Origin of the sequence: Streptomyces sp. UW30 (assembly GCF_008042075.1) — a bacterium.
Classification (GTDB): domain Bacteria; phylum Actinomycetota; class Actinomycetes; order Streptomycetales; family Streptomycetaceae; genus Streptomyces.
Map to the genome: position 1 here is coordinate 611032 of NZ_RDBN01000037.1, position 13703 is coordinate 624734.

General features: G+C 70.1%; 9 protein-coding genes. 6 read left to right on the forward strand and 3 right to left on the reverse strand.

What is annotated here, in order from left to right; all coding sequences use genetic code 11:
• Positions 1-150 precede the first annotated feature (150 nt).
• The 3 genes from EAO75_RS21355 to EAO75_RS21365 form a co-directional block, all read right to left on the reverse strand.
• Entirely contained in the window at positions 151-1062 is a 912-nt protein-coding gene (locus EAO75_RS21355; protein WP_147996664.1) for a carbohydrate kinase family protein, read from the reverse strand.
• Positions 1059-2210 carry a LacI family DNA-binding transcriptional regulator gene (locus EAO75_RS21360; protein ID WP_147996665.1) on the reverse strand — a complete coding sequence of 384 codons (1152 nt, stop codon included), beginning with the start codon at positions 2208-2210 and terminating at the stop codon, positions 1059-1061. Before EAO75_RS21360 ends, EAO75_RS21355 begins: the two co-directional genes overlap by 4 nt.
• A 258-nt stretch (positions 2211-2468) precedes the next feature.
• Positions 2469-3425: a hypothetical protein gene (locus EAO75_RS21365; RefSeq protein ID WP_147996666.1), complete on the reverse strand. Its 957-nt coding sequence runs from the start codon at positions 3423-3425 to the stop codon at positions 2469-2471.
• A 761-nt stretch (positions 3426-4186) separates the two neighbouring features.
• Between EAO75_RS21365 and uvrC the strand changes: the two genes are divergently transcribed.
• The 6 genes from uvrC to gap all read left to right on the forward strand — a co-directional run bounded on the left by uvrC (position 4187) and on the right by gap (position 13683).
• Positions 4187-6283, forward strand: a complete 2097-nt coding sequence (gene uvrC, locus EAO75_RS21370; protein ID WP_147996667.1) for an excinuclease ABC subunit UvrC — start codon at positions 4187-4189, stop codon at positions 6281-6283.
• Positions 6280-7293 (forward strand): RNase adapter RapZ, encoded by a 1014-nt coding sequence (gene rapZ, locus EAO75_RS21375; protein ID WP_147996668.1) that lies wholly within the window; start codon positions 6280-6282, stop codon positions 7291-7293. Before uvrC ends, rapZ begins: the two co-directional genes overlap by 4 nt.
• Positions 7290-8357: a uridine diphosphate-N-acetylglucosamine-binding protein YvcK gene (gene yvcK, locus EAO75_RS21380; RefSeq protein WP_147996669.1), complete on the forward strand. Its 1068-nt coding sequence runs from the start codon at positions 7290-7292 to the stop codon at positions 8355-8357. Before rapZ ends, yvcK begins: the two co-directional genes overlap by 4 nt.
• Positions 8348-9337, forward strand: a complete 990-nt coding sequence (gene whiA, locus EAO75_RS21385; protein WP_062719176.1) for a DNA-binding protein WhiA — start codon at positions 8348-8350, stop codon at positions 9335-9337. The genes yvcK and whiA overlap by 10 nt, the downstream gene beginning before the upstream one ends.
• A gap of 151 nt (positions 9338-9488) precedes the next feature.
• Complete coding sequence (locus tag EAO75_RS21390) at positions 9489-12443, forward strand: M14 family metallopeptidase (protein ID WP_147996670.1); 2955 nt, start codon at positions 9489-9491, stop codon at positions 12441-12443.
• A 229-nt stretch (positions 12444-12672) separates the two neighbouring features.
• Positions 12673-13683 (forward strand): type I glyceraldehyde-3-phosphate dehydrogenase, encoded by a 1011-nt coding sequence (gene gap / locus EAO75_RS21395; protein WP_147996671.1) that lies wholly within the window; start codon positions 12673-12675, stop codon positions 13681-13683.
• Positions 13684-13703 lie beyond the last annotated feature (20 nt).

Consider the following 13703-nt stretch of genomic DNA (forward strand, 5'->3'; position numbering starts at 1 on the left):
GGTCCGAAAAAATCCTCAAGACGGGCGGCGCCCCGCGGGAACTCCCCGCGGGGCGCCGCCCGTTGGATCATCAGCGGCCTGATCCAGGCGGCCGTGAAGGACCTTGATTCCTCAACAGCGGAATGCAGCGGACTTGAAGAGGAACGCCTCCTAGAAGTCCCCCAGTTCGGAGGCGTACGGCGGTTCGGCGCCCGCCCGGGAGCAGGTGATCGCGGCAGCCCGCGCCGCGAACCGCAGCAGCCGTGTCCAGCCGTCGGCCCCGAGTCCCACGAGCGCCTCGGCGGACAGGGCGTCCTGTGCGGCCAAGCCGTGCAACAGGGCCGCGTTCACGGTGTCGCCCGCACCGATCGTGTCCACGACGTCGACCACTTCGCCCGGTACGGAGTGCACCGCGCCGTCCCGCGTGAAAGCGGTCAGCCCGTCACCGCCCTGAGTGATCACCACGGCCGCAGGCCCCGCGGCCAGCCACTCGCGCGGCGTGCCGCCCAGCCACAGCGCGTCCTCCTCGGAGAGCTTGAGCAGCGACACCGAGGGCAGCCAGCTCTTGAACCGCGCCCGGTAGCCATCCGGGTCGGGGATCAGTCCTGCCCTGATGTTCGGGTCGAGCGCGGTGAACACGCCTTGCTCGGCCGCGCCGCGCATCAGCTCCTCATAGGCGCTCGCCCCAGGTTCCAGGACGAGCGAGCAGGTGCCGAAGGAGACCGCGCGTGCCTGCGCGGGCAGCTCCGCGGGTGCCGTGAAGAGCCGGTCGGCGGTGCCCTCGACATAGAAGGAGTAGGCGGCCGAGCCCTTGTCATCGATGGTGGCGACCGCGAGCGTCGTCGGCTCCACACCTCGCTGCACGGCCGACACGTCCACCCCGGCCTCCCGCAGCCCGTCGAGCAGGGCCTCACCGAACGCGTCGGATGAGGTCCGCGAGCAGAAGGCGGTGGGGGAGCCGAGTCGGCCGAGGGCCACGGCGGTGTTGAAGGGGCCGCCGCCGAGCGCCGGCTTCAGGCTCGCGAGGGCGCCTGTGCCCTGCGGTACCAGGTCGATCAGGGCCTCACCGGCGACGACGATCACGAGACGGTTCCTTTCACGGACGTCAGGGGCTGTGCGGGGCTGTCGGACGTCTGGGGCTGGACGGCCCGCTCGGGCAGCGCAGATCGCTCGGCGGACTTCAGGGGCATCCCGGCCTGTCCCGACCGCTGCGGCTGTTCGGCACAGCCGCACGAGGTGCGATGCACGAAGGCGCAGGGGAAACGCACGGTCCGGGCGGGCCGGTCCGGTGAGGCGAGGCGGTCCAGGAGCACACGCACGGCCTGGGCGCCGATGTCCTTGCTGGGCTGCGCTATCGCGGTGAGCCGGGGTGAGAACAGATCGGCCCAGGCGAAGTCGTCGAAGCAGCACAGCGCGATGTCGTCGGGCACGGACAGGCCGTGGTCGCGCAGTGCGCGCAGGGCGCCCATGGTCATCGCGTTGTTGGCGGTGACGAGTGCGGTGGGCGGCGAGGGGAGCGACAGCAGTGCGGCGGTGGCCCGCTCGGCGCCGGCGGACTCGGAGTCGCCGTGCACGACGAGGCATTCGTCGTGGGGGAGTCCGGCAGCCACCAGGCCGTCCCGGTATCCGGTGAGCCGCTCGCTGGTGGTGCTGAGTCCGGGCAGGCCGGCGACGAGACCGATCCGCCGGTGACCGAGGCCGGCGAGGTGGGTGACCAACCGGGCCATGGGTTCGGCACTGTCGGCGCAGACCTGGTCGAAGCGCGTGGAGCCGTCCGCCGGGGTGTCGACCACGCGGTCGAGGAGGACGGTCGGCACCTTGTGGCGCCCGAGGTAGGCGAGGAGTTCGCGCGGGTCGGCGGAGGGCGCGACGATCATGCCGTCCACGCGGCGCTCGTGCAGAAGCTGAACGACCTTGCGTTCATGCTCCGGATCGTCGTGCGGGTCGGCTATGAGCAGGCTGTAGCCGTGTTCCAGCGCGGCGGCCTCGACGCCCTGGAGGATCTCCGTGAAGTACGGGTTGCTGATCGCCGACACCGCGAGACCGATGGACCGGGTGCGGGAGGTCACCAGGGAGCGGGCCAGGGTGTTGGGTGTGTAGCCGAGCTCCTCCATGGCGTCCAGCACCGCCTGGCGGGTGTGGGGCAGCACAGGCCGGGTCTCGTTCAGCACATGCGAGACGGTCGCCACGGACACACCGGCGCGGCGCGCGACGTCGGCCATGGTCGCCATCGAGATCCCCTCCCTGGGCAGCGTGCGTCCCCCGGCCGCTGCGGTACTTCTGGCCGGGAAGGTATCCCATTCGCAGCCGCGCGTAAACGCTTGCGCAATCGTTTACGTCCCGGATCGCACGGGCGGACAGGAGGCGTGCCGTCGGGAAACGAGCCGAAGGGGAGACGTGCCGCGGCGGAACCTGCCGCGAGGAACGTCAGGCGTACCGGGAGCAGAAGCCGGCGGTAGGCCAGGTCAAGGACAGGCCGAGGTGCCTGCTCACTCCCAGTCCCACCCGATGCCCACGATCCCCGTCCGCACCCGTGGCTCGACAAGGTGGACGGAGCGGTGCAGCCCGCTGAGGGCGAGTCCCTGGCGGCCACTGCGCGGTGCCGCCGCGGAGTGCTGGGCGAACCGGTGGCAGCGGGCCGGGAGGGCGTTCTCCGCGAAACGGACCTGGAGGGCGTACTGGCCGCCCGCCAGAGGGAAGCCGCGAGCGTATTCGCGGGACACGTCGGCCGTGCCGTCCTCGACGCGGTAGCGGAAGAGATAGGTGTCGCCGGCCCGCAGACGCGTGCCGAAGAGCAGCTCGGCGACGAGGACACCGGTGTCGTGGTGCCAACGGACGCGTCCCGTGCGGCAGTTCTCCAGGGCGTGCACCGTCATGTGTTCCGGCGTGCACCCCGGGTCGCCGTGGTGGACGGCCACGAAGCGGTCCACGCCGTCCTTGTGGGCGCGCACGATGTGGTGCGATTCGCGCGCCGCCAGTTCGCGGCGTGCCCCGATCCGTACCCGCTCGTGGTGGGCGAGGGTGTGCAGCCCGCCGTCGACCGGACAGTCCAGTTCGGCCAGCAGCCGCTCCAGCATGCCCGAGGCCTCCAGCAGGGAGCGGTAGGAGCGGGCGGCGGGCTGCTGGAGGGTGGCGTGGTCGTCGGCCTCGGACAGCAGCCGGATCAGGGACTCCTCCGGCAGCTGGAGGATCTCCTCCAACGCCCGTACCGCACGCAGTGATTCGGGGCGCTGCGGTCGCCGGGCCCCCTGCTGCCAGTAGCTCAGGCTGGTGACGCCGACCTTCACACCGCGACGGGACAGATGGTGCTGCACGCGCTGGAGCGGCAGTCCCCGGGCGGCTATCGCGGCGCGCAGAGCGGCATGGAAGGGGCCGCCTCGCAGGGCCGTGTCCAGTTCCGCGGAGACGACGGCGGCGATGTCCGCGTGCTGTGTGGCGTGCGGCATGCAGAGGCCTTTCTGTGGTTGATCACAACGGCTGGTCAGACCGTTGGCGCGGCTGATCGGGGCCACCCCGTCGGGGCGTCGGGGGATATTCACATCCGTACGCCGCCGTTCAGGTCCCCGAGTTCCCACGCATTGAAGCGTGTTGACCAAGTCCCGACAACACCTGATGCCCAACAGCCGCACACTCCTGGCCGAGTCGCGATACGTCCGCATCAAGACGTCGTGCCCCGCCCGGTGTTGCCCCGAAATTGCCCTGACGACCTGCACCGACAGGGCCGATTTGTGGCGAGAAATTCCCGGAGGTTCTCCGGGGAGCGCGTGGAGACCAGCCACAAGCCCCGCGCTCCCGACGAGTCGGTGCCGGCGACGACACCCCGTCGCGCTCCAGCCGAGTGCGCGTGGCCGCCATGAACCGGGTGCAGTCGTCCACGAGCGGACAGCGCATGGACATGCCGACGACGTGCCGGCCCCACCCCAGGGCCCGCGAGCGGGAGGCCCTCGCCCGGATGACCGAGGGTCGGTGGCCGAGGGCCCGATGGCCGAGGGTCGCTCCAACGCGGGCGCAGGCCGGCGCCGGGGATCACTCAAGGCACCGCCGAGAGACACGTCCGCACCACCCCGGGCGAGCTCCGGCTGCCGGACGACAGCGACGGCCACCGCCGTGTGCCGGCCGTTCTCACCTCCCCGGAGTCCCGCTCGACGTGGCGGGGGTTATCCACAGCCTCGCCGGACTGTCACCGGGCGCCAGTAGGGTGTGAGACATGGCCGACCCCTCCAGCTACCGCCCCAAGCCGGGACAGATCCCCGACTCTCCCGGGGTGTACAGATTCCGCGACGAGCACCGCCGGGTGATCTACGTCGGAAAGGCGAAGAGCCTGCGCCAGCGCCTGGCGAACTACTTCCAGGACCTGGCGGGCCTGCACCCGCGCACCCGCACGATGGTGACCACCGCCGCGTCCGTGGAGTGGACGGTGGTGTCCACAGAGGTCGAGGCCCTTCAGCTGGAGTACTCCTGGATCAAGGAGTACGACCCCCGGTTCAACGTCAAGTACCGCGACGACAAGAGCTACCCCTATCTCGCGGTCACGATGAACGAGGAGTACCCGCGCGTGCAGGTGATGCGCGGTCACAAGAAGAAGGGCGTCAGGTACTTCGGGCCGTACGCGCACGCGTGGGCGATCCGGGACACCGTCGACCTCCTCCTGCGCGTCTTCCCGGTCCGCACCTGCTCGGCGGGCGTGTTCAAGAACGCCTCCCGCACCGGCCGCCCCTGCCTGCTCGGCTACATCGGCAAGTGCTCCGCCCCCTGCGTGGGGCGCGTCTCAGCGGAGGAGCACCGTGAACTCGCGGAGGAGTTCTGCGACTTCATGACCGGCCGCACCGGCACCTATCTGCGCCGTCTGGAGCAGCAGATGGTGGAGGCGGCCGATGAGATGGAGTACGAGCGGGCCGCCCGCCTGCGTGACGACATCGAGGCCCTGAAGAAGGCCATGGAGAAGAACGCGGTCGTGCTCGCCGACGCGACCGACGCCGACCTCATCGCCGTCGCCGAGGACGAGCTGGAGGCGGCCGTGCAGATCTTCCACGTCCGCGGCGGACGCGTACGCGGCCAGCGCGGCTGGGTCACCGACAAGGTCGAGGAGATCACCACCGGCGCCCTCGTCGAGCACGCCCTCCAGCAGCTTTACGGCGAGGAGACCGGGGACGCGGTGCCCAAGGAGGTGCTGGTCCCGGCCCTGCCCGACCCGCTGGAGCCCGTGCAGGAGTGGCTGTCGGGACGCCGCGGCTCCAACGTCTCGCTGCGCATTCCCCAGCGCGGCGACAAGCGCGCCCTCATGGAGACCGTCGAGCGCAACGCCCAGCAGGCCCTCGTACTGCACAAGACCAAGCGCGCCTCCGATCTCACCACCCGCTCGCGCGCGCTGGAGGAGATCGCCGACGCCCTCGACCTGGACAGTGCCCCGCTCAGGGTCGAGTGCTACGACATCTCCCACCTCCAGGGCGACGACGTGGTGGCCTCCATGGTCGTGTTCGAGGACGGCCTGGCCCGCAAGAGCGAGTACCGCCGCTTCCAGATCAAGGGCTTCGAGGGCCAGGACGACGTCCGCTCCATGCATGAGGTGATCACCCGCCGCTTCAAGCGCTACCTCGCCGAGAAGGAGCGCACGGGCGAGTGGGCCGACGGTGAGGACGGCCTCGCCGACACGTCGTCCGACCCCCTCACCACCACGTCCCCCGATGCCCTCACCAACGGCCTCAAGGACGACGAAGGCCGACCCAAGCGCTTCGCGTACCCGCCCCAGCTCGTCGTCGTGGACGGTGGCCGGCCGCAGGTGGCGGCCGCCCAGCGGGCCCTGGACGAGCTCGGTATCGACGACATCGCCGTCTGCGGCCTCGCCAAGCGCCTGGAGGAGGTCTGGCTGCCCGGCGAGGACGACCCGGTCGTACTGCCCCGCACCAGCGAAGGCCTGTATCTTCTCCAGCGCGTGCGTGACGAGGCCCACCGCTTCGCGATCACGTACCAGCGCAGCAAGCGCGCCAAGCGCTTCCGGTCGAGCCCACTGGACGACGTCCCCGGCCTCGGCGAGACCCGCAAGCAGGCGCTGATCAAGCACTTCGGCTCGGTGAAGAAGCTGCGATCGGCGACCATCGACCAGATCTGCGAGGTTCCCGGCATAGGTCGCAAGACGGCCGAGACGATCGCCGCGGCATTCGCCCAGGCGGCCCCGGCCGCGCCCGCCGTGAACACGGCGACTGGAGAGATCATGGATGACGAGGAAACCGAAACGACGGCGGCGACCTCGGGGGAGCCCGTGTCCGCGGGCGCCCCGGACGAACGACGGGGGCAGGAGAGATGAGCGAGCACCACACACAACCCACAGGCGAGCGAGATCAGCAAGCCCAGGAAACGCACAAGAAACCCGGCGAGGATCTCACCCAGCAGGACGCACTCCAGGACGACGGAGCACAGGTGAGTACGGGTAGCGACACAGCGGTCCCCGAGTCGGCCATCCCCGAGCTGGTGATCATCTCCGGCATGTCCGGGGCCGGCCGCTCGACGGCGGCCAAATGTCTGGAGGACCTCGGCTGGTTCGTCGTCGACAACCTCCCGCCCGCGCTGATCCCCACCATGGTGGAGCTCGGTGCCCGTTCCCAGGGCAACGTGGCGCGGATCGCGGTGGTCGTCGACGTCCGAGGCCGACGCTTCTTCGACAACCTCCGCGACTCCCTCTCCGACCTCGACACGCGCGGCGTGACCCGCCGGATCGTCTTTCTGGAGTCCTCCGACGACGCCCTGGTGCGCCGCTTCGAGTCGGTGCGCCGCCCGCACCCCCTCCAGGGCGACGGCCGCATCGTCGACGGCATCGCCGCCGAGCGTGAGCTGCTGCGTGAGCTGCGCGGCGACGCCGACCTGGTGATCGACACCTCCAGCCTCAACGTGCACGAGCTGCGGGCCAAGATGGACGCCCAGTTCGCCGGCGAGGAGGAGCCCGAGCTGCGGGCCACGGTCATGTCCTTCGGCTTCAAGTACGGCCTCCCGGTCGACGCCGACCTGGTCGTGGACATGCGCTTCCTGCCCAACCCGCACTGGGTTCCGGAGCTGCGCCCCTTCACCGGCCTCAACGAGGAGGTCGCGGCGTTCGTGTTCAACCAGCCCGGCGCGAAGGAGTTCCTCGACCGGTACGCCGAGCTGCTCCAGCTCATCGCGGCCGGATACCGCCGAGAGGGCAAGCGGTACGTGACCATCGCGGTCGGCTGCACCGGTGGCAAGCACCGCTCGGTCGCCACCTCCGAAAAGCTCGCTGCCCGCCTCGCCTCCCAGGGCGTGGAGACGGTGGTCGTGCACCGGGACATGGGACGGGAATGACAGGACGTACTCCGCGGCTGAGCCGGCTGCGCCGGGCCGTTCCAGAGGCCCGGGTCGGCCGGCCCGCCGAGGCCCGCGGCGGTCGTGCGCGCCGCCGTGGCACCCAGCCCAAGGTCGTCGCCCTCGGCGGCGGCATGGGCCTGTCCGCCTCGCTGGCCGCGCTGCGCCGGATCACCGGCGACCTCACCGCCGTCGTCACCGTGGCCGACGACGGCGGCTCCAGCGGGCGCCTGCGCGACGAGCTGGGCGTGCTGCCGCCCGGCGACCTGCGCAAGGCGCTGGCCGCGCTGTGCGGCGACGACGACTGGGGCCAGACCTGGGCCCGCGTCATCCAGCACCGCTTCCACTCCCAGGGCGACCTGCACGACCACGCGGTCGGCAATCTGCTGATCGTCGCCCTGTGGGAGCAGCTCGGGGACCACGTCCAGGCCCTCGACCTGGTCGGCAAGCTGCTCGGCGCGCACGGGCGGGTGCTGCCCATGTCCGCCGTGCCCCTGGAGCTCCAGGCCCTGGTCAAGGGCCACGACCCGGACCGGCCCGAGGCGCTCGACACCGTCCGCGGGCAGGCCAACGTCGCCCTCACCCCCGGTGAGGTGCAGTCGGTGCACGTCGTGCCGCACGACCCGCCGGCCGTCCCGGAGGCCGTCGCCGCCGTCCGGGACGCGGACTGGGTGGTGCTCGGCCCCGGGTCCTGGTTCTCCTCGGTCATCCCGCACCTGCTCGTGCCGGAACTCCTGGACGCCCTCACCGAGACGAAGGCGCGCCGGGTACTCTCCCTGAACCTCGCGCCGCAGCCCGGAGAAACCGAGGGCTTCTCCCCGCAGCGTCATTTGGAGGTTTTGGGACGACACGCCCCTAAACTCGCCCTGGACGTGGTGCTGGCCGACGAGGCCGCCGTGCCCGACCGCGAAGTGCTCACCGAGGCCGCCAAGCGGCTCGGTGCCGCGGTCGAGCTGGCCCCGGTGGCCCGGACGGACGGGACGCCCCGGCACGACCCGGAGCTCCTCGCCGCCGCGTACGACCGTATTTTTCGGATGCATGGAAGGATCGGCCCATGGCGATGACGGCAGCGGTGAAGGATGAGATCTCCCGGCTCCCCGTCACCCGGACCTGCTGCAGGAAGGCGGAGGTCTCCGCCATTCTGCGGTTCGCCGGCGGCCTCCACCTGGTCAGCGGGCGCATCGTGATCGAGGCGGAGTTGGACACCGCGATGGCGGCCCGCCGGCTCAAGCGGGACATCCTGGAGATCTTCGGCCACAGCTCCGAGCTGATCGTGATGGCGCCGGGCGGGCTGCGCCGCGGTTCGCGTTACGTCGTCCGGGTGGTCGCGGGCGGTGACCAGCTGGCCCGGCAGACCGGTCTGGTCGACGGGCGGGGCCGCCCGATCCGTGGCCTGCCCCCGCAGGTCGTCTCCGGGGCCACCTGTGACGCCGAGGCCGCCTGGCGCGGCGCCTTCCTGGCACACGGCTCGCTCACCGAGCCCGGCCGCTCCTCATCCCTCGAGGTGACCTGCCCGGGCCCCGAGGCCGCGCTCGCCCTGGTGGGCGCCGCCCGCCGGCTGTCGATCGCCGCGAAGGCCCGCGAGGTGCGGGGGGTCGACCGCGTGGTCGTCCGTGACGGCGACGCCATCGGCGCCCTGCTCACCCGCCTCGGCGCGCACGAGTCCGTGCTCGCCTGGGAAGAGCGCCGGATGCGCCGCGAGGTCCGGGCCACGGCGAACCGTCTCGCCAACTTCGACGACGCCAACCTCCGCCGCTCGGCCCGCGCGGCCGTCGCCGCCGGTGCCCGCGTCCAGCGCGCCCTGGAGATTCTCGGCGAGGAGGTCCCCGAGCACCTCGCGGCCGCCGGGCGCCTGCGCATGGAGCACAAGCAGGCGTCCCTGGAGGAGCTGGGTGCGCTCGCCGACCCGCCGCTCACGAAGGACGCCGTGGCCGGCCGTATCCGCCGGCTGCTGGCCATGGCCGACAAGCGGGCGCAGGACCTCGGTATCCCGGGCACGGAGGCCAATCTCTCCGAGGAGCTGGCGGACAACCTCGTGGGATGACGTAGGAGATCGTCAACAGCTGGGTGCCGACGTCCACTTGGGACGTCGGCACCGGTATTTGTCGGTTTTTGCGGCACTCTTGACGCAAGCGTGAAGTGGCATGAGCCTGGCAGTCATTCGCCGCCGTGGCGAAACACTGCTAGGGGGGTTCATGAGACCCAGAGCGAGATCGATCCTCGCTGCCGGTGCGCTCCTGATAGGCGGAGCGAGCATTGCACCGATCGCCCAGGCACAACCGGGAAGTTCACAAGATACCGACCCGAGTGAAGTGAAGGTCTTCCGGGCCGAGGTCACCAACAAGCAGATACCCCTGCTGCTGGCGGCCGGCCAGGACGGCCATGAACTCAGTGAGCAGGCGCCCGCGAAGGGCACGGCCACCGTCGAGGTCTACCTCACCGACAAACAGGCCGAGAAGCTGGAGAAACAGGGCGTCGAGCTCACCGAGCACGACCTCTCCGCCAAGGCGGAGGCCCGTACGGACAAGGCTGCCGAGGGCGTGTACCGCCCGTACAGCGGCAGTGGGGGGCTCAAGGAGGAGATCGTCCGGACCGGGCAGGAGAACCCCGGCCTCACCAAGGTCGTCTCCATCGGCAAGACGATCAACGGCCAGGACATCCTGGCCCTCAAGCTCACCAAGAACGCCAAGAAGAACAAGGACGGCGCCAAGCCCTCCGTCCTGTACGCCTCCAACCAGCACGCGCGTGAGTGGATCACGCCGGAGATGACCCGGCGCCTGATGCACTACTACCTGGACAACTACAAGACGGACAAGCGCGTCAAGAAGATCGTCGACTCGACGGAGCTGTGGTTCGTCCTCTCGGCCAACCCCGACGGCTACGACTACACCTTCAAGGACTCCACCACCCGTCTGTGGCGCAAGAACCTGCGGGACAACAACGCCGACGGCACCATCAGCACCGGTGACGGCGTCGACCTCAACCGCAACTTCACCTACAAGTGGGGCTACGACGACGAGGGTTCGTCCCCCAACCCCACCAGCGAGACCTACCGCGGCGCGGCCCCGGCCTCCGAGCCCGAGACCAAGGCGCTGGACTCCTTCGAGCGGCGCATCGGCTTCGCCTACGGCATCAACTACCACTCCGCTGCCGAACTCCTCCTCTACGGCGTCGGCTGGCAGGTGGCCACCGACACGCCCGACGACGTGCTGTACAAGGCCCTCGCCGGCACCCCGGACAACTCCGCGATCCCCGGCTACCACCCGCAGGTCTCCTCGGAGCTGTACACCACCAACGGCGAGGCCGACGGCCACGCCTCGAACGTCAACGGCATCGCGATGTTCACGCCCGAGATGTCGACCTGCCAGACCGCGTCGAACATCGACCCGAACGACCAGTGGAACGCGGCCGACTGCCAGTCCGTCTTCAACTTCCCGGACGACGAGAAGCTGATCCAGGACGAGTTCGCCAAGAACGTGCCGTTCGCGCTCTCCGTCGCCGAGAGCGCCGCGCGTCCGGACCAGCCCGCGTCCTCGATCGGCGCGCAGGCAGCCGACTTCACCCCGGCGCCGTTCACCACGTCGTACTCCCGCGGCGCCGACCAGGAGGTCTCCGTCGTCGTACGCAAGTCCGTGCGCGACAAGGAGCTCAAGTACCGCGTCAACGGCGGCCGTACGCACGACATGGATCTCAGGTCCTGGAAGGGCGGCGAGACGTACGGCGGTGAGGACAACCTCTACTTCGACCGGTACCGCGCCAAGGTCCGCGACGGCGGCCGGGGCGACAAGGTCGAGGTGTGGTTCACCGGCGAGACCAGGAGCGGAAGGAAGGTCTCCAGCGAGCACTTCACGTACACCGTGGCCGAGCGGCCGCGCGCGGACGTGCTCGTGGTCGCCGAGGAAGGCGCCACCGCCACCCACGCACAGAAGTACGTCGACGCGCTCCAGGCCAACGGCCGCAGGGCGATCGTCTGGGACGTCGCCACGCAGGGCGCGCCCGACGCGCTCGGCGTGCTGAGCCACTTCGACACCGTCGTCCACTACACCGGCGCGAACGTCCCGGGCAACGCCACCCAGCTCCAGCTGCGCGCCTTCCTCAACGAGGGCGGCAAGCTGATGGAGACGGGCGAGCAGGCCGGTGGCAACGTCGACCTCGGCGGGGGCACCCTGTCGAACGACTTCAGCCAGTACTACCTGGGCGCCTACACCCGTACGTCGCTCCCCGGCGCCACCGGCTTCACCGGCTCCGGCAAGCTCGGCGGCTTCACCGGAGCGCTCGGCGACGCCACCGGCAACCCGCTGGACAAGGCGGGGAGTTACAGCGTCACCTCGGACCAGCTGTCCGTCGGCACCTATCCGCAGTTCGCCAGCGCCGGCGCCGGCCAGTTCGCCGGGACGGTCAACCCGTTCGGTCCCTACGCGGGTTCATGGATGGCGGCCGCCGTGCACACCGACGACGCCTACAAGCGGCTCACCAGGACCGTCGACCTGACGGGTGTGACCGCGGCGCAGCAGCCCACATTGCGCAGCCAGTTGCTGTGGGACGTCGAGCCCGGCTACGACAACGTCCTGATCGAGGCCCACACCACCGGGGCCGAGGACTGGACGACACTCCCCGAGAAGGGCGGCGCCGGCAGCAACACCGTGCCGGCGGAGTGCGAGGCCGGCTTCTACATGGCCGAGCACCCCTGGCTCAAGCACTACCTGACCCAGTCGGCCGCCGGCTGCACCGCGTCCGGCACCAGCGGCCAGTGGAACGCCCTCACCGGCGCCTCCGCAGGCTGGAAGCAGGTCGAGTTCGACCTGAGCGCTTACGCCGGCAAGTCCGTCGAGGTCTCCATCAGCTATGTCTCCGACCCGGGCTTCGGCGGTCGCGGCGTCCTCGCCGACCAGGCCTCGCTCGTCGTCGGCGGCACGGCCACCGAGACCGAGGGCTTCGAGTCGTCGCTCGGCGCCTGGAGCGTGACCGGACCGCCCGCGGGCAGCCCGGCCGTGCTCAAGGACTGGGCGCGCACCGGAGCGCTGTTCCAGACGTACGGCGGGATCACCACGGACGACACGGTGTTGTTGGGCTTCGGCCTGGAACACGTCACCGCGGCGGGCGACCGTACGGCGCTCATCGGAAAGGCCCTCGACTCACTTGACGAGTGACACGCCGAGGTCAACTCCGCACGACGCACAGTGACCGAATCGAGTGATCCGGGCTTGCGGGCGGGGCGGTCCGTACCCCTACTGGCGGGTACGGACCGCCTCGCCGTGTATGAGGCATCTGGATGTCACCACGGAGGCTTCAGGGAGGTAGGGTCGTAGGCGGTCGGGGACATCCCAAATAGAGCTCGCCGGCACCGCATGGCCGGCGTACCAACGAGGAGATCGGTTCGTGACGATCCGCGTAGGCATCAACGGCTTCGGTCGTATCGGTCGCAACTACTTCCGCGCGCTGCTGGAGCAGGGTGCAGACATCGAGATCGTGGCTGTCAACGACCTGGGTGACACCGCGACCACCGCTCACCTGCTGAAGTACGACACGATTCTGGGCCGCCTCAAGCACGAGGTCACCCACACCGCCGACACCATCACGGTCGACGGACACACCATCAAGGTCCTCTCCGAGCGCAACCCCGCCGACATCCCGTGGGGCGAGCTGGGCGTCGACATCGTCATCGAGTCCACCGGCATCTTCACGAAGAAGGCCGACGCCGCCAAGCACCTCGCCGGCGGCGCCAAGAAGGTCCTCATCTCGGCTCCGGCCAAGGATGAGGACATCACCATCGTGATGGGCGTCAACCAGGACAAGTACGACGCGGCGAACCACCACGTCATCTCCAACGCCTCCTGCACCACCAACTGTGTGGCGCCGATGGCCAAGGTTCTGGACGAGAACTTCGGCATCGTCAAGGGTCTGATGACGACGGTCCACGCGTACACGAACGACCAGCGCATCCTGGACTTCCCGCACTCGGACCTGCGTCGCGCCCGCGCCGCCGCCGAGAACATCATCCCGACCACGACGGGCGCCGCGAAGGCCACCGCCCTGGTCCTCCCGCAGCTCAAGGGCAAGCTCGACGGCATCGCGATGCGCGTCCCGGTCCCGACCGGCTCGGCCACCGACCTGGTCGTGACGCTCCAGCGCGAGGTCACCAAGGACGAGGTCAACGCCGCGTTCAAGAAGGCCTCCGAGGACGGCGACCTGGCGGGCTACCTGTCGTACACCGAGGACCCGATCGTCTCCTCGGACATCGTCAGCGACCCGGCCTCCTGCACCTTCGACTCCTCCCTGACCATGGTCCAGGAGGGCAACTCGGTGAAGATCCTCGGCTGGTACGACAACGAGTGGGGCTACTCCAACCGCCTCGTCGACCTGACGGTCTTCGTCGGCAACCAGCTCTGATCGGCAGAGCAGCACCTTGA